The organism is Corynebacterium accolens (genome assembly GCF_023520795.1).
GTDB lineage: Bacteria > Actinomycetota > Actinomycetes > Mycobacteriales > Mycobacteriaceae > Corynebacterium > Corynebacterium accolens.
Map to the genome: position 1 here is coordinate 247,811 of NZ_CP046605.1, position 15,663 is coordinate 263,473.

General features: G+C 59.8%; 15 protein-coding genes and 1 tRNA gene. 9 read left to right on the forward strand and 7 right to left on the reverse strand.

Annotation, left to right across the window (positions count from 1 at the left end):
* A complete protein-coding gene (locus CACC_RS01200; RefSeq protein WP_249852951.1) occupies positions 1-759 on the forward strand; it encodes a hypothetical protein in 759 nt (252 codons plus the stop codon).
* A gap of 148 nt (positions 760-907) precedes the next feature.
* Positions 908-2,401: a DDE-type integrase/transposase/recombinase gene (locus CACC_RS01205; protein ID WP_005280351.1), complete on the forward strand. Its 1,494-nt coding sequence runs from the start codon at positions 908-910 to the stop codon at positions 2,399-2,401.
* Here the strand turns inward: CACC_RS01205 and CACC_RS11595 are convergent.
* From CACC_RS11595 to CACC_RS01215, 3 genes are read right to left on the reverse strand one after another with little or no spacing between them, the layout of a single operon-like run.
* On the reverse strand, positions 2,398-2,523 hold the full coding sequence (locus CACC_RS11595) for a hypothetical protein (protein WP_005280350.1): 126 nt from the start codon (positions 2,521-2,523) through the stop codon (positions 2,398-2,400). The two genes, CACC_RS01205 and CACC_RS11595, sit on opposite strands and share 4 nt — an antisense overlap.
* A gap of 23 nt (positions 2,524-2,546) precedes the next feature.
* Positions 2,547-3,755, reverse strand: coding sequence for a DUF418 domain-containing protein (locus CACC_RS01210; RefSeq protein ID WP_005276532.1), 1,209 nt, complete (start codon positions 3,753-3,755; stop codon positions 2,547-2,549).
* Positions 3,755-5,287, reverse strand: coding sequence for an adenylate/guanylate cyclase domain-containing protein (locus CACC_RS01215; RefSeq protein WP_034666788.1), 1,533 nt, complete (start codon positions 5,285-5,287; stop codon positions 3,755-3,757). The genes CACC_RS01210 and CACC_RS01215 overlap by 1 nt, the downstream gene beginning before the upstream one ends.
* Before the next feature lie 37 nt (positions 5,288-5,324).
* On the opposite strand from CACC_RS01215, the gene CACC_RS01220 reads away from it, so the two are divergent.
* Entirely contained in the window at positions 5,325-6,524 is a 1,200-nt protein-coding gene (locus CACC_RS01220) for a DNA polymerase III subunit delta' (protein ID WP_081445467.1), read from the forward strand.
* A 182-nt stretch (positions 6,525-6,706) separates the two neighbouring features.
* On the forward strand, positions 6,707-8,200 hold the full coding sequence (locus CACC_RS01225) for a DDE-type integrase/transposase/recombinase (protein WP_005280351.1): 1,494 nt from the start codon (positions 6,707-6,709) through the stop codon (positions 8,198-8,200).
* Here the strand turns inward: CACC_RS01225 and CACC_RS11600 are convergent.
* A complete protein-coding gene (locus tag CACC_RS11600; RefSeq protein ID WP_005280350.1) occupies positions 8,197-8,322 on the reverse strand; it encodes a hypothetical protein in 126 nt (41 codons plus the stop codon). The genes CACC_RS01225 and CACC_RS11600 overlap by 4 nt on opposite strands.
* 123 nt (positions 8,323-8,445) lie before the next feature.
* Between CACC_RS11600 and CACC_RS01230 the strand changes: the two genes are divergently transcribed.
* Together CACC_RS01230 and CACC_RS01235 are read left to right on the forward strand one after the other, a co-directional pair.
* Positions 8,446-8,521 (forward strand) — tRNA-Thr (locus CACC_RS01230).
* A 223-nt stretch (positions 8,522-8,744) separates the two neighbouring features.
* Complete coding sequence (locus CACC_RS01235; protein ID WP_005276537.1) at positions 8,745-9,086, forward strand: hypothetical protein; 342 nt, start codon at positions 8,745-8,747, stop codon at positions 9,084-9,086.
* Here the strand turns inward: CACC_RS01235 and CACC_RS01240 are convergent.
* Positions 9,070-10,692, reverse strand: coding sequence for an AMP-binding protein (locus CACC_RS01240; RefSeq protein WP_005276538.1), 1,623 nt, complete (start codon positions 10,690-10,692; stop codon positions 9,070-9,072). The two genes, CACC_RS01235 and CACC_RS01240, sit on opposite strands and share 17 nt — an antisense overlap.
* 152 nt (positions 10,693-10,844) lie before the next feature.
* On the opposite strand from CACC_RS01240, the gene CACC_RS01245 reads away from it, so the two are divergent.
* Genes CACC_RS01245 through CACC_RS01255 form a run of 3 tightly spaced genes read left to right on the forward strand, consistent with a single transcriptional unit; the run spans position 10,845 to position 13,430 of the window.
* Positions 10,845-11,663: a GDSL-type esterase/lipase family protein gene (locus CACC_RS01245; protein ID WP_005276540.1), complete on the forward strand. Its 819-nt coding sequence runs from the start codon at positions 10,845-10,847 to the stop codon at positions 11,661-11,663.
* Positions 11,664-11,715: 52 nt separating this feature from the next.
* Positions 11,716-12,816, forward strand: coding sequence for an S-(hydroxymethyl)mycothiol dehydrogenase (locus CACC_RS01250; protein WP_023028189.1), 1,101 nt, complete (start codon positions 11,716-11,718; stop codon positions 12,814-12,816).
* Positions 12,816-13,430 (forward strand): MBL fold metallo-hydrolase, encoded by a 615-nt coding sequence (locus CACC_RS01255; protein ID WP_005276546.1) that lies wholly within the window; start codon positions 12,816-12,818, stop codon positions 13,428-13,430. The genes CACC_RS01250 and CACC_RS01255 overlap by 1 nt, the downstream gene beginning before the upstream one ends.
* Here CACC_RS01255 and rfbA read toward each other — a convergent pair.
* Positions 13,427-14,275 carry a glucose-1-phosphate thymidylyltransferase RfbA gene (rfbA, locus tag CACC_RS01260; RefSeq protein WP_005276548.1) on the reverse strand — a complete coding sequence of 283 codons (849 nt, stop codon included), beginning with the start codon at positions 14,273-14,275 and terminating at the stop codon, positions 13,427-13,429. The genes CACC_RS01255 and rfbA overlap by 4 nt on opposite strands.
* A gap of 2 nt (positions 14,276-14,277) precedes the next feature.
* Positions 14,278-15,663, reverse strand: a complete 1,386-nt coding sequence (gene rfbD / locus CACC_RS01265; RefSeq protein ID WP_005276550.1) for a dTDP-4-dehydrorhamnose reductase — start codon at positions 15,661-15,663, stop codon at positions 14,278-14,280.

Here is a 15,663-nt window from a genome sequence, read left to right on the forward strand (position 1 = left end):
ATGAATGATTTTCTTGCCCGCACCGAGGAAGGCACCGCGGCCTTAACCCGCGCGGTGTCTGAAACTTTTGCCGATGTCACCGACCCAGCCCGGCGCACGCCGCAGGGCTGGCGGCGTTTTGCGTACCTAGCGCTAGGCGAGTCCACGGTGTGGTCCCGCCTCTTTGGTTTGAAAAAGGCCCACGCCGTCACGAGCGCGCCGCTTTTGCCCCTTTTGGCGGCGGAGGCGCAGGACCCCACCCTGAGCCCCGCCTTGTTGGCCGGCGCGGTGGGGCAGGCGGAAAAATCGCGCCGCTTGCATCACCCCTCTTTCCTTGGGGTGGCAGGCGTTACCGCTAGCCACGCGGCGTATTCGTGGGTGCTCTATCGGCGCGGCGCGCGCAACGATGCCCGCGGGTGGGGCCTGCGCGCCATCGCTTGGGCGGCGGCGCTCTTCGCCACGCGCAAGCAGCCCACTCGGACCGCGGTAGCGGTGGGCGGCGCGGCGGTGCTGACCACCTCGGCGCTGGCGGGCGATCCGCGCCTGCGTACTGATGCGACGAAGGGCTTGAGCCACGGCGCCAATCTCTTGGTCGCGGCGGAAGGCCTGACGGCGCTGCGGGCGTGGCTGTCTTTTGCTGAGTCTCAGCAGAAGATGCGGATACTGAAGAAAAACAAGAAACAGGCCAAGCCCACGAAGGCGGCCCGGGCGGTGGGTGCGGCGGAGGCCGGCGCCTTTGCCTTGGGGCACTTCCTGCTAGTCGATGCCCTGACTAGGTAAGATCTGTGATGTCTAGTGACTTTTTGGACTCGGAGTCCATTGACTTTTTGGACGCGGAGTCCAGTTAGTTTTTTGACGCGGAGTCCAGGAAGTTTATGGACAGGATGTCTAACGACTTTTTGGACTCTGGCTTCTTGACAATGTGGGGATGGCAATTCCCATTACTCTCCGCAAGAAGATAGCGGATTTCGACCCCATCCGTGAGGGCATCACGGTCCAGCAGTTCTGCAAGAACATCGGCGTATCGAAGCAGACGTACTACAACATCAAAGCACGTATCGCCGAACGCGGGCGGGCTGGCATCGTGCCCGACAGCACGGCACCGCTGAACCCGCGACGGGTCTACGATGACAAGATTCGACAACAGGTCCTGCAAGCTCGCGGTACGTTAAGAGCCCGCGGCCAAGACTGCGGCCCATGGTCAATCTTCTACTTCTTCCTCGACGAACTCGGCTACGACCAACCACCGTCACGAGCTTTAATCGCACAATGGTTGCACGAGGCTGGCGTCGCTGACATCAATGCACGTAAACGACCGCGTAAGTCCTACAGGCACTTTGCCAGGGGCGAAGTCAATGAACTGTGGCAGATCGATGCGTTTGCCTACAGACTCTTCGATGTGCCTCACACGCAAGTGACTATCTACCAAGTCGTCGACGATGCCAGCCGCTTCGACGTCGGCTCCCAAGCTTTTGGAACTCCAGAAAACGGCACCGATGCCCGCATCACGCTAAGTGGAGCCATTGATGCTTACGGACTTCCCCAAGAAGTCCTCTCTGACAACGGTGATGCCTTTGCCACCTACCATCGCGGCCGGCTGTCGCAAACCGAACGCTGGCTCGCCAGCCTGGGAGTTCAATCAAGTGCGGGCTTTGCTCCCACGACGCAAGGCAAAGACGAGCGATCGCACCAAACCATGACCAGGTTTTTGGATGCTCGTACCCCGACGACGCTGGCGCAGGTCCAACAGCTGATTGTCGACTACCGCAACTTCTACAACACACGCCGTCGCCACCAAGGACTTCTCAGGGGCAAGATGCACATCACCCCAGCCCAAGCCTGGGAGATTATCTCGCATGCCCAGCCACCGACGCAGCCGATTGACCCAGATGTTTTATGGACAAAAATCGCGAAACAATATCACCGGATTCACCCCGACAACCAGGCAGATGCTTTAGCAGCCGACACAGTGGTCGCGACAGATAATGCCCTGCCTGAAGTTGCAGCTTCAGACAGGGCACCAAGTAACGACACTCAGGCGATCCAGCAAGATACACCCCATGCCGATTCCTCAACCGTAATGCCAAGCTCTACCGGTGTAAATGCACTCTGGCCTATCCCGGACAAGCTGTGGATCAACAAAAGCGGGGTGGTACGCGTTATGGGGCACGGCCTCTACGTCGGGCTGCGCTTCAAAAATCGAGCCATCTACAGCAGCGTAGCCGATGACTATGTGGAATTTTTTACTGATCACGACGGTGAGAAACTGTTTTCATTTCCGCTACCGATCCAACTGAATCAGCGTCCACCCGGCGGTCAAATCAACATAAACCACGTTGTCGGCATGTGGCACCGACAACCCCCAGAGCTAAAACCCAACCTCTCTGGGCCACGGCCAAGCCGCCGGAAGAAGCCAAGCTAGCACCAGTACAAAAACTCCGTGGACTCCCCGTCCAAAAAGCGGGGAGACTCCGCGTCCACAAAGTCCCAAGACTCCGAGTCCACAAAGTAGCTGGACTCCAAGTCCAAAAACCTCATGGACATAACATGACTAGGTAAGATCCTGACTAGGTAAGGTCCTGACTGGGTAAGCTCCGCTCCGGCTGCATGCTCGGCCCATAAGATAGCCGGCGGTGCACCACCTCGAAGGGCCCGCGCAGGCCCAGCGCTTCGAGCACGCAGGCGCCAATCACGGTCACCAGCCACACGCCGCAGGCGAGGGCGGCTTGGCCGAAGGCGCCTAGCTCGTGGCCGTAGTCCAGCGTGAAGGGGTGCACGATAAGGAAAAACAGTATCGACTGGCCTACATAACCACTCATGGATCGTTTGCCCAGCGCGACGAAGGGCCACAAGAGCGCGGGCACGGAGGTACCAGCGGCAAGGCGTTCTTGCACGGGCTGCAGGATAAGCGCGAGCCCGGCGAGGATCCCCGGCCCGGTTAGCACGCCGAGGGTGGAATTGGCGCTACTGGCGGCGTTCGCCCAGCGCTCATCAATGACCCCGAGGGTACCCAAAGACCAGAACGTGCCAATGACCAGCGTTACGGCCGCGGCGATGGCCACCCAGCGCAGGAGTTGGGAGCGGTGAGAGGGGACATCGGCAAGCACGCCCTCGCGCGCCCACACAAAGCCCACCAGCATGACCGGCAGGTACATCAGCACGATGAGCGGGGCGGAGATGATCTGCGCGCCCAGGGTGAGAAGCTGGCTGAGCAGCAGGTCACCGTAGGAATTTACCGTGCCAATGGCATCGACGGGGATATCGAGCCCGCCGTCAATCGCGGAGAAAATAAACGTGGCGATGCCGAGCACCGTCAGCACCCCGAGCGCGATATGAGAAATCTTGCGCAGCGTAGAATTGTGCAGCGTGAGCAGCAGAGCAATGACTATGCCCGCTATGCCGTAGACAAACATGATATCGCCCCAAAACAGCAGCACCATGTGCACCGCGCCCAACAGCGCGAGGAAGCCATAGCGCTTGGCGATGACCCTCCTTGCCTCCCCCAGCGGAAATCCCCGCCGCCACAGGCTCATCGCAATAAGCCCCACGCCGAAGCCCAGCAGGGTCGAAAACATGGGTAGGCCGCGGTTGTGCACGAAGAAAGCGCCGAAGACGACGGCGATTTTATCCAGCACGCTGTCATTGAGGATGCCGCCGAAATACGCGCCCGGGCGATCCTCGGTGATGATCCACGCGGTGGTCATATTCGCTATCGCGATTCCTAAAAGCGCCATTCCGCGCGCCGCGTCGGGCACGATGAGGCGGGTGCTTGCCATTAGATTTCGCACCTTTCTGCCAGGCTGGCGCGGATGGGGCGCGCCAACTGGGTCATGCGGCGGCGCCCGCGCAGCTCGATGGATTTCATGACGGTCCAGCGGGCCTGTTCGGCCTCGTTGGCGGTCTTTAAGGTAGCAGCATTGGTCAGGACCTGGCCGGGGGTGTCCTTGGCCATTTCGGTCAGGCGGGCGGCCTCGTTGACGGCATCGCCGATGACAGTGTACTCGAAGCGATCCGCGCCGCCGATGTGCCCTGCCACCACATGGCCAGAGGCGACGCCGATGCCGGCCTGCAGCTCGAGCCCGCGCAATTCCCCGCGCAGCTCGCGGGCGGCCTGCAGCGCCATCGAAGTCGAGTCGTACACGTTGAGCGGCGCGCCAAAGACGGCGAGGGCGGCATCGCCTTGGAACTTGTTGATGATGCCCTTATTGCGGTGCACCACCGTCACGACGTGCTCGAAGAATTTATTGAGCTCCGTGACCACTTCTTCGGGCGAGTGGTTGACCGCGAAGGTGGTGGAACCGATGACATCGATAAACAACACCGCGACCTTCCGGTCCTCGCCGCCCAATTCGGGGCGCTCATCAAGGGCGCGCTGGGCCACCTCGGTGCCCACGTAGCGGCCGAAGATATCGCGGACGCGCTGGCGCTCGCGCAGACCGCGCATCATCTCATTAAATCCTGCCTGCAGGACGCCGAGCTCGGATCCATCGTAGATATCGACCTCGGCATCGGACTCGCCGCGGCGCACGCGGTTAATCGCATCCTGCAGCTCCACGATGGGATCGACCACGCTCATGATGGCGAAGCTGGTGCCGATAAACCCAGTAGCCAGCGCGGTGAGTGCCAGCGCCACGATGGCTGGGATGATCTCGCTGGCATCGCCGGAGAAGAGCCCGGTGTGCTGCCCCAGCAGCACCAACACGATGCCGAGCAGCGGCACACCGGAGGTCATCAGCCAGGTGGAAAACAGGCGATATTTGATGGGTGGTTCGACTGTGGAATCTTCAAAGCGGCGGGCGACGGCTTGCGCGGCGACGGGACGCACGAGGCGCTCTGCCTGCAGGTAGGTCAAGATGATGACCACCAGGCCCGCCAGGGTGGTGGAGATGCCCACGACGAGCCCGAGCCGCCCGGATTGCCCGCTGGAGATTGCCACCGTCAAGATGATGCCGATGAGCCAGACCGCGGCCGCGACCAGGGATTGGTACACGGGGATGCGCAGCACGAGGGTGCGCACCATATTTGGATCGTGTGCATCAGGATTGCGCTGCCAGTCCAGCACGGGGCGGAAGAGCAGCAGGGTAGCGGCGATGCCGATGATGACGGCAAAGATGAGGTAGACCGCCGCCACTCCCTTCAGGTTGGGCAGCTCGGCGGCAAAGTCCTCGATTTCCGGCATGGGCAGGAAATAGAGGATGAAGGTCATGATCGCGATGGCGCCGATGAGATTGGCGCCCAAGACCAAGGCAGCGTATACCGGCCATTGGGTTCCCATAAGCCAACGAGCGCCACGCAATAGTCTGTTCATAACTACTTACTGTAGTAAGACCAGTAGGCTAGAGCGAGTGAATACGGGAAGCGTTGCGCAACGATTGGCAGATACCCCAGGTGTGGCCCGCACTATCTTGGGTGCCGCGCGGGCGGCGCGGGGGATGCCGGGGGCAGATCCGCGGGCGATGAGCCATTCCTGGCTCTTTACCGGCCCTCCCGGTTCGGGTCGCTCCTTGGCAGCAATCGATTTCGCGGCCGCGCTCATGTGCACGGATCCAGAGGAGCCCGGTTGCGGAAAATGCGAGGCCTGCCGCGCCGTGCTGGGCACTAAGCAGCACACGGACCTAGTCTTGGTGGACCCGCAGGAGGTCATCATCCCGGTGGATACGGTGCGCGAGGTCATTGGGCGCGCCGCGAGCCTGCCCACGGTCGCCCCGTGGCGCGTCGTGATCTTCAATAACGCGGATCGCCTCAACAATAACGGCGCCAACGCGCTGCTCAAGACGGTGGAGGAGCCGCCGGAGCGCACCGTGATTATCATGTGCGCGCCTTCCGATGCCCCTGAGGACTTCTCCCAAACCCTTCGCTCGCGCTGCCGGCACCTGTACATTCCCTCGCCGTCGGTGGAGAATATCGTTTCCCAGTTGGTGAGCGAAGGCGCCTCGGATCACGATGCCCGCCTCGCCGCCGTGACTTCCCTGCGCCACGTGGGCAGGGCGCGCCACTTGGTGGCGGATCCGACGGTGCAAAAACGCCGGGCAGTGGCCATCAACCTGGCCGAGGACATCTTCCATGAATCCCAGGGCTTTCAGGCGGTGACCTCGCTTCTTAAGCTGGTGGATGCGGATGCGAAGGAATCGCACAAGGAGGAAGAAGAAGCGGAGCTGGCCAAGCTGGAAAATACCTTTGGCGTTGGGGCGAAGGGCAAGGGCGCGGCGAAGGCGCAGCGCGATGCCCGCTCCGCCATCAAGGACTTACAGGAACAGCACAAGAAGCGGGCGAAGCGACGGGTCATCGATAACCTCGACCTGGTGCTCGTCGATCTCTCCGGAATCTACCGCGACGCGCTGATGACAAAGGTGGGCGCGCAGGTGGAGATGACCCACCCGGATTTCGCGGGACTATCTGGCGAGCTGGCGCAGCGGGTAAGCGAGGAGGGCCTCTTGGAGTGCCAGTCCGCCATTTCTTATTGCCGCGAGCAGCTGACCCAGAACGTGGGCACGCAGATTGCTTTCGACGGCTTGGTGGGCAGGCTGCGGCGGGCCTGCCTCTAGCGCTGGGGGCTGTCTAGTACCGGGACCGTCGCTAGTATTGTGATGTCTAGTGACTTTTTGGACTCGGAGTCCATTGACTTTTTGGACGCGGAGTCCAGTTAGTTTTTTGACGCGGAGTCCAGGAAGTTTATGGACAGGATGTCTAACGACTTTTTGGACTCTGGCTTCTTGACAATGTGGGGATGGCAATTCCCATTACTCTCCGCAAGAAGATAGCGGATTTCGACCCCATCCGTGAGGGCATCACGGTCCAGCAGTTCTGCAAGAACATCGGCGTATCGAAGCAGACGTACTACAACATCAAAGCACGTATCGCCGAACGCGGGCGGGCTGGCATCGTGCCCGACAGCACGGCACCGCTGAACCCGCGACGGGTCTACGATGACAAGATTCGACAACAGGTCCTGCAAGCTCGCGGTACGTTAAGAGCCCGCGGCCAAGACTGCGGCCCATGGTCAATCTTCTACTTCTTCCTCGACGAACTCGGCTACGACCAACCACCGTCACGAGCTTTAATCGCACAATGGTTGCACGAGGCTGGCGTCGCTGACATCAATGCACGTAAACGACCGCGTAAGTCCTACAGGCACTTTGCCAGGGGCGAAGTCAATGAACTGTGGCAGATCGATGCGTTTGCCTACAGACTCTTCGATGTGCCTCACACGCAAGTGACTATCTACCAAGTCGTCGACGATGCCAGCCGCTTCGACGTCGGCTCCCAAGCTTTTGGAACTCCAGAAAACGGCACCGATGCCCGCATCACGCTAAGTGGAGCCATTGATGCTTACGGACTTCCCCAAGAAGTCCTCTCTGACAACGGTGATGCCTTTGCCACCTACCATCGCGGCCGGCTGTCGCAAACCGAACGCTGGCTCGCCAGCCTGGGAGTTCAATCAAGTGCGGGCTTTGCTCCCACGACGCAAGGCAAAGACGAGCGATCGCACCAAACCATGACCAGGTTTTTGGATGCTCGTACCCCGACGACGCTGGCGCAGGTCCAACAGCTGATTGTCGACTACCGCAACTTCTACAACACACGCCGTCGCCACCAAGGACTTCTCAGGGGCAAGATGCACATCACCCCAGCCCAAGCCTGGGAGATTATCTCGCATGCCCAGCCACCGACGCAGCCGATTGACCCAGATGTTTTATGGACAAAAATCGCGAAACAATATCACCGGATTCACCCCGACAACCAGGCAGATGCTTTAGCAGCCGACACAGTGGTCGCGACAGATAATGCCCTGCCTGAAGTTGCAGCTTCAGACAGGGCACCAAGTAACGACACTCAGGCGATCCAGCAAGATACACCCCATGCCGATTCCTCAACCGTAATGCCAAGCTCTACCGGTGTAAATGCACTCTGGCCTATCCCGGACAAGCTGTGGATCAACAAAAGCGGGGTGGTACGCGTTATGGGGCACGGCCTCTACGTCGGGCTGCGCTTCAAAAATCGAGCCATCTACAGCAGCGTAGCCGATGACTATGTGGAATTTTTTACTGATCACGACGGTGAGAAACTGTTTTCATTTCCGCTACCGATCCAACTGAATCAGCGTCCACCCGGCGGTCAAATCAACATAAACCACGTTGTCGGCATGTGGCACCGACAACCCCCAGAGCTAAAACCCAACCTCTCTGGGCCACGGCCAAGCCGCCGGAAGAAGCCAAGCTAGCACCAGTACAAAAACTCCGTGGACTCCCCGTCCAAAAAGCGGGGAGACTCCGCGTCCACAAAGTCCCAAGACTCCGAGTCCACAAAGTAGCTGGACTCCAAGTCCAAAAACCTCATGGACATAACAGACCGTCGCTAGTATCGGGCCGGAGTTTAACACCGGCCCGCCAAAAACCAGGCCTGAGCCCCGATTTCTTTTCCGCGCCACCCCTGCGATAGAATCGCCAGTGCTGCTTTAAGCAGCGCGCCGCCTTAGCTCAGTCGGTAGAGCATTTCACTCGTAATGAAAAGGTCGCGAGTTCGATTCTCGCAGGCGGCTCCATTTTTATATGTGCGGGGTTCTTCCTTAATATAAACTCTCCTTCAATAGAAGCAGGCCATATGGCCTCGATGAGAGAAGGAACGAGACACTGCTTATTGCTACCGTCGCAGCAGAAATCCTCTTTTGGGCGTGCCTTATTCTGGGCGGTGTTCTCCGATACATCGTCAAGGCCCCAAGAATTGGACTGGCATTCTTTATCGCTACGCCAATTATTGACATAGTCTTGTTAATTTTCTCATTTTTCACTCTGCATACTGACGGCGAAGCGGGATTCATGCACGGTTTCGCAGCTTTTTATATCGCATTTTCGCTGGTCTTTGGCGGCGACATCATACGCGCAGTTGATCGGAAACTCAGCGGGAAGTCGAAAACCGAGTCTGGGAATCAGTCCGATAATAATGTAAGAAAATCCGTATATGCCAGTGCGGTGACGGCTGCGATCCTTATAGTTAGCATCGCGGTGGTAGGGCTAAACGGCAGCTTCTGGTTGATTTATTGGCTTATTGCCGTGCTCTTTACCCCACCGATGTGGTGGGGCATTGAAAAACTTAGTCGCCGTGCTTAAGCAGGCGCGGAACCACCTTGCCGGTGGCATTGCGCGGCAGCTTGGATAAGAAATGCACATCGCGGGGCACGGAGTGCTCGGCGAGCTTATCGTGCACCCAGGCGCGGATGGCATCGGCAGTCAGTTCGCGGCCAGCGGCATCGGCAGTAGGCACCGCCCAGACGGCGATGCGGCTGAAGGTCTCGCTATCCTCCACGCCACCCGCGTGCACCTCATCGATGCCGGGCATGGCCTCGAGCACCTCGGTCACGGACTGGGGGTGGACATTCTCGCCACCGACGATGATCATGTCATCGGCCCGGCCCACGACGTGGAGGAAGCCCTGCTTGTCGATGTACCCCAGATCGCCGATCGACAACAACCCATCGACCCGATTGAGCTTGAGCTTGGGGTTGGTATAGCCGGTCATGGCGGTGGAATTGGTGAGATAGATTTCGCCCACCTCGCCGCGGGGAACGGGGTGGCCCTCCTTATCGAGGATGCGCAGCTTGGTGCCATTGGCCACCTTGCCCACAACATCGGGGTTTTCTGCGACCTGTTCCATCGTGGCCGTTGAGGCAAGCGCCAGCTCCGTGGAACCATAAACATTGCAGAGGATGGGGCCGAAGCGCGCATTGGTGTCCTTGACCACCTGCGGGGTAAGGGCATTGCCGGCAGAGGCGATGAAGTTCAGGCTCGAGGTATCGAAGGCGCCCTCGGGATCGTGATCCACCAAGCGCTTGAAAAAGATGGGGGAGGAGAGCATGCCGTCGAGGCGGTAGCGTTGGACATCATCAAGCACCTGCTCCGGCTCAAAAATGCGGCGGGTGACGATGGTATTGCGTAGCCCCAAGGCAATATTGATGCAGGCCCACCCCCAGGTGTGGAAGATGGAGGCCGTCATCTGCACGCGCTGATCGGCGCGCCACGGGATATTGCCCACGATGGAGGCGAGGACAACCGGCAAGGTCGGCTCGGGACGGACGATGCCCTTGGGGATGCCGGTGGTGCCGGAGGACATCAGCACGATGGGGCCGTGCTTGGGAAAGGCGGGCAGCGCGATATCCAGGGGATTCTTCACGATCTTATCGAGCGTGGGTAGATCGCTTGCCCCCGTATCGTGGGCGATAATGACCGGGATATCGAGGTTGGGATCGACGCGGTCGATGAATTCATCATCGATGACCAGGACATTAATGCCATTTTCTTCGATGCAGCCGGCCAACTGCTCTGGGGAAGAACCGACATTGAGTAGGTAGATCCCGGCACCAGCGTAGCCCTTGGCACCGAGCGGGATGATGATGCCGCGGCCGTTGCGGGCCATGACGCCGAGCCGGATTTCCGGCAGCTCCAGGGACTCTAGGTAGCGGGCGAAATTCTGCGCGTGGGATCGCAGCTGGCGGTAGGTGAGGGTGCCGTCGTCATCGATAAGCGCGAGGCGATCGGGGCAGGTCAAATAGGCCTGCTCGATTTCACGCGCCGTGGTGAAGCGGTAGCGCGCGAGGTTGGGCAGGAGCTTGATCTGCCCGCTCAGCCCGCCTTGCCGGGTAATCAGCCCCGATTTGAAGAGGGCAGGGAAGAACTGGCTGAGCGCGGACGCATGGAAGGAAACATCAGACAATTTCATGAAAGAGATAACTCCGAAAAGGCGAAGATAACAAAAATATAACTACGATCGATATCGTTAGAAGGAAAGATGATGTTGCTTCTAACTCGAAAAATGTTACTGGAGTGACTAATCTACACTTAAGTTACAAGGTTTGAAGAAAAGGTCCCTCAATGAAATCCCTAAAACTCAAGGCATTTTCGGTCGTCGCTTCCGCGATCGCGGTGGTGGGCGTGGCGGTAGCGGCGCCGCAGGCTAGCGCGGCAGAGCGCAATCTCGTTTCCTTCGGCGACTCGGTCATGGCGGATCCGAATGGCGGGGAATACTTGAAGGACCGCTTCAATCCAACGCGGGTAATCGGAGAAAACTGCCCCACCTCCTTCAACTATGCGAAGCGGGCCGGCGCCAAGATGGGCCTGCCGGTCCGCGATTTTTCCTGCTCTGGTGCGGTGTCGATGTCGAACGGCCCGCAGATTTGGCAGCAGGTTGATGCCGCCATCGGATCGGGCGCGCTGACCCCGGATACGGCGCGCGTGCTGATTACCACCGGCTTTAATGACACCTATAACCACCGCGATCTGAATATGGATCAGATTCGCCGGGAATTTACGGATCGCACCGCCCCGCAGATTGAGCGGATCAAGCACGCCGCGCCGAATGCCCGCATCCAGATCGTGGGCTACCCCACCATCGGTTCGGGGCCGCACTACTGCCTCGTCCACGTTGGCCCGACGCCGCTGGATTCGACCTTCCTACCCATGGTTCAAGACTACGAAAACAAGGCGCAGTGGATGCAGGTTGATTTGGCGGCCCGCACCGGCGTGCAGTTTTTGGATATGAAGCCATCGACCCGCAATAACGGCATGTGCGCTAATGCGAATGACCGCATGTGGGCAGGTCTCGTGGACTTTACGGCGGGCGCGGGTAACTTGCCTATCCACATGAACCAGCGTGGTCACGAGCACGCGGCCAATGTGATTGCGGCTTCCTAGCAACTATTTTCATTACCGCGGCCATATTGAAAATGTAGGTATGGTTGTGGACATGACTGTAAAAGCTGTTATTGCCCGCTCTAAGGGCGCGGAAGTTGAGACCGTAAATATCGTCGTTCCCGATCCCGGCCCCAATGACGTCATCGTGCGGGTGCAGGCTTGCGGTGTATGCCACACCGACTTGGCCTACCGCGATGGTGACATCGAGGATGCCTTCCCCTTCCTGCTGGGCCACGAGGCGGCAGGCGTGGTGGAGACCGTAGGTTCTGCGGTTACCCACGTGGAGGAAGGCGATTTCGTCGTCCTGAACTGGCGCGCAGTGTGCGGCGAGTGCCGCGCTTGCAAGAAGGGCGAGCCCAAGTACTGCTTTAATACCCACAACGCGTCCGCTCGCATGACACTCGCGGACGATGATCCGGACGCCGGCACCGAGCTCACGCCTGCGCTGGGCATCGGTTCCTTCGCAGAGAAGACCCTGGTCCACGAGGGCCAGTGCACGAAGGTCGATGACATGGACCCCGCAGCTGCCGGTCTACTGGGCTGCGGCATCATGGCCGGCTTGGGCGCTTCCGTCAATACCGGCGATATCCAGCTGGGCGAGTCCGTAGCCATCTTCGGTTGCGGCGGCGTCGGCGTGGCGGCGATTGCCGGTGCGAAGCTGGCGGGTGCGGCGAAGATCATCGCCGTAGACATCGACGAGTCGAAGCTGGAGACCGCGCGCGAGTTCGGCGCCACCGACACCATTTGCTCGAAGGGCATGTCGGAGCAGGAGGTCATCGATGCGGTGCGCGATCTCACCGGCGGCTTCGGCACGGACGTTTCCATCGACGCGGTGGGCATCCAGCCGACGTGGCGCCAGGCCTTCTACTCCCGCGATCATGCCGGCCGCATGGTGATGGTGGGCGTGCCTAACCTGACCGACCACGTGGACATCCCGGCCATCGACCTTTACGGCCGCGGCGGTTCCATCAAGCCGGCTTGGTACGGCGACTGCTTGCCGGAGCGCGACTTCCCCGCATACGTTGCCCTGCACAAGGCCGGCAACTTCCCGCTGGATAAGTTCGTTTCTGAGCGCATCGCGCTTGACGATGTCGAGTCTGCCTTCCAAACTATGAAGGACGGCAAGGTACTACGTTCGGTGGTGGAATTTTAATGCAGATTGAAAGCACGGTAACTTCTGGCAAGTTCCGCTTGGATGGCGGCGAATGGGACGTGGACAATAACGTCTACGTGCTAGGCGATGCCTCCAGCGTCTACATCGTCGACCCCTCCCACGATCTCGATGCCGTGGCAGAGCTGGTGGGCGACCGCAAGGTCGAGGGCATCATCCTGACCCACGGCCACAACGATCACTGCGAGCTCGCGCCGGAGGCGGCGAAGCGCTTCGATGCGGATGTCTACATGCACCCGGACGATGACATGCTCTGGCGAGAGGCGAATGGCGATGCCCACTACATCGACCTAGCCGATAACGGCCAGTTCGACATCAACGGCGAGAAGATCACCGTCTACCACACCCCGGGCCACTCGCCGGGCTGCGTCGTCCTCTACGTCGATGGCACGCTGCTGTCTGGCGATACCCTGTTCAACGGCGGCCCTGGCGCGACGGGGCGCAAGTACTCGGATTTCGATGTCATCATCGAATCCCTGCGCAACGTCGTCTTCAACCTGCCGGAAGATACGAAGGTCTTGCCGGGCCACGGCGATGCCACGACAGTGGGAGCGGAAGCGGCGCGCATCGACGAGTACATCGAGCGCGGCTACTAATAATCGCGCAAGTACTCTCCGTAGCCGGATTTGAGGAGGGGCTGGGCTAGCGCTTCCAGCTCTGCCTGGGAGATGAATCCGGCTTCGTAGGCCGCCACCTCGGGGGAACCGATGACGATGCCCGTCCTCTTCTGCATCACCTCTACGTAGGCGGCGGCCTCGCTCATGGAATCGACGGTGCCGGTATCAAGCCACACGCTGCCGCGGTGGAGGCGCTGCACGCTCAGCGCGCCGCGGCGCAGGTAGGCCTCGTTGATGGAGGTAATCTCGAGCTCCCCGCGATCGCTTGGCGTGATGGACTTAGCGATATCGATGACCGAATTATCGTAGAAATACAGCCCCACGACGGCATGATTAGACCGCGGTTCCGACGGCTTTTCTTCAATGCTGAGCGCTTGGCCGGCGTGGTCGAATTCGACGACTCCGTAGCGCTGCGGATCTGATACTTCATAGGCAAAGATGATGCCGCCTTCTGGATTGCGGCACTGGCTTAGCTCTCCGCCGAAGCCGTGGAAGATATTGTCGCCGAGAACGAGCGCGACGCTGTCATCACCAATGAAATCCTCCCCAATCAAAAAGGCCTGCGCCAATCCTTCTGGGCGGGCTTGGACGGCGTAATCGATCATCAACCCGAGCTGGGATCCATCCCCGAAGAGCCTTTGAAACGCCCCAGCGTCCTCTGGGGTGGTGATGATGAGGATCTCCCGAATGCCCGCCTGGATGAGCGTGGTCAACGGGTAGTAGATCATCGGCTTGTCATAGATGGGCATGAGCTGCTTAGAGATGCCCTTAGTAATGGGATAAAGCCGCGTTCCGGATCCACCGGCGAGGATTATGCCTTTCATCGCTACTCCTCGCTGGCCTTGCTGGGCTCGCCAGGAACGCTAGGGTACAGCGCGAGGTACAAGGCGAGGGCGGCCCGCCAATTCTGCGGGGAAAAGCCCGTGGCCTCGATTTTGTCTAGGGCAAGCGTCGATTCTTTGGGCCGTGGTGCTTCGGGGCCAGCGATTTCCCGATACTGTTCGGTGCTTACCGGCGTGACCTCTGATGGGTCATGGCCCAAGCCGATGAATACGGACATCGCCATTTCATCGCGCCCGACGGTATCGCCAGAATTGGAAATATTATAGATTCCGTACTCGGGCCGGGTGCGCAAGAGATGCGCGATGCCCTTCGCCAAATCCTCGGCAAAGGTGGGTCGCCCGCGCTGGTCATGAATGACCTTCGGCTCTTTATCGGCTTCGGCGAGGCGGCGCATGGTGGCGATGAAGTTTGGGCCATCGCCAAACACCCACGAGGTGCGCACGACATAATGTTGCGGCGCGGTTTGCGCGGCGGTTTCGCCCGCGGCCTTCGACGCTCCGTAGGCGGAAAGGGGCGAGGGAATCTCGTCTTCGGTATGCAGCTCCTTAGAACCATCGAAAATGTAGTCGCTGGATACGTGCACGAAGGTCAGCTGGTTTTCGGCAGCGATGTGGGCGAGCTTGGCCGGCGCCTCGGCGTTGACGGCCCAAGCGGCGGCGCGATCGTCCTCGGCGCCATTGACGTCGTTGTAGGCGGCGCAGTTGATGATGGCCTCGTATTGCTTCCACTGGCGCTGCGGGGGATTGGTGATGTCGAACTCCGCATGGGTGCAGAACTCGGCATTCTTAAGAACCCGCTTCAGCGCCCGGCCGAGCTGGCCATTCGCACCGGTAACGAGGATTTTGCGGGGAGGCATGGGGGTGACGTCGGCAAGCGCAGGCAGGTGCTTGTCCTTTTCTGATACCTCGCGCGGTTCGAGGGGCCACTCCACGGCGTCGAGGTTGATTCCGGTATAGCGCGCCTCGGGGGACCAGTGCTCGTTGACCAGGTAGGAGTAGGAAGTCTCCTCGAGCGCTTGAAAACCATTGGCAACCCCGCGGGGCACAAATACGGCGGTCTCTGGCCCCACTTCATGGGTGACGATTTCGCCGAAAGTTGCGGAGCCTTCCCGCAGATCGCACCAAGCGCCAAAGATCTTGCCGTTCGCGACGGAGACGAGCTTGTCCCAAGGCTCGGCGTGCAGCCCGCGCGTGGCACCAGTGCGGTTATAAGAAATATTATTTTGCACCGGCTGGAACGAAGCCAACTCTGGTGCGACCTCACCAAGCTTTTCGCGCTGCCAGTTTTCCTTGAACCAGCCACGGTTATCCCCGTGCACGTCCAGCTCGATGATGCGTAGGCCTTCAATGGCGGTGTTGTGTACCTGCAT

Bases quoted from the DNA above. Each gene is read 5' to 3' on its own strand.
- CACC_RS11595 (WP_005280350.1), bottom strand. From the start codon at position 2,523: ATGTCCATGAGGTTTTTGGACTTGGAGTCCAGCTACTTTGTGGACTCG.
- CACC_RS01225 (WP_005280351.1), top strand. From the start codon at position 6,707: ATGGCAATTCCCATTACTCTCCGCAAGAAGATAGCGGATTTCGACCCC.
- CACC_RS01250 (WP_023028189.1), top strand. From the start codon at position 11,716: ATGACTGTAAAAGCTGTTATTGCCCGCTCTAAGGGCGCGGAAGTTGAG.
- CACC_RS01255 (WP_005276546.1), top strand. From the start codon at position 12,816: ATGCAGATTGAAAGCACGGTAACTTCTGGCAAGTTCCGCTTGGATGGC.
- CACC_RS01205 (WP_005280351.1), top strand. From the start codon at position 908: ATGGCAATTCCCATTACTCTCCGCAAGAAGATAGCGGATTTCGACCCC.
- CACC_RS01215 (WP_034666788.1), bottom strand. From the start codon at position 5,287: ATGAACAGACTATTGCGTGGCGCTCGTTGGCTTATGGGAACCCAATGG.
- CACC_RS01210 (WP_005276532.1), bottom strand. From the start codon at position 3,755: ATGGCAAGCACCCGCCTCATCGTGCCCGACGCGGCGCGCGGAATGGCG.
- rfbD (WP_005276550.1), bottom strand. From the start codon at position 15,663: ATGCAGGTACACAACACCGCCATTGAAGGCCTACGCATCATCGAGCTG.
- rfbA (WP_005276548.1), bottom strand. From the start codon at position 14,275: ATGAAAGGCATAATCCTCGCCGGTGGATCCGGAACGCGGCTTTATCCC.
- CACC_RS01245 (WP_005276540.1), top strand. From the start codon at position 10,845: ATGAAATCCCTAAAACTCAAGGCATTTTCGGTCGTCGCTTCCGCGATC.
- CACC_RS11600 (WP_005280350.1), bottom strand. From the start codon at position 8,322: ATGTCCATGAGGTTTTTGGACTTGGAGTCCAGCTACTTTGTGGACTCG.
- CACC_RS01240 (WP_005276538.1), bottom strand. From the start codon at position 10,692: ATGAAATTGTCTGATGTTTCCTTCCATGCGTCCGCGCTCAGCCAGTTC.
- CACC_RS01200 (WP_249852951.1), top strand. From the start codon at position 1: ATGAATGATTTTCTTGCCCGCACCGAGGAAGGCACCGCGGCCTTAACC.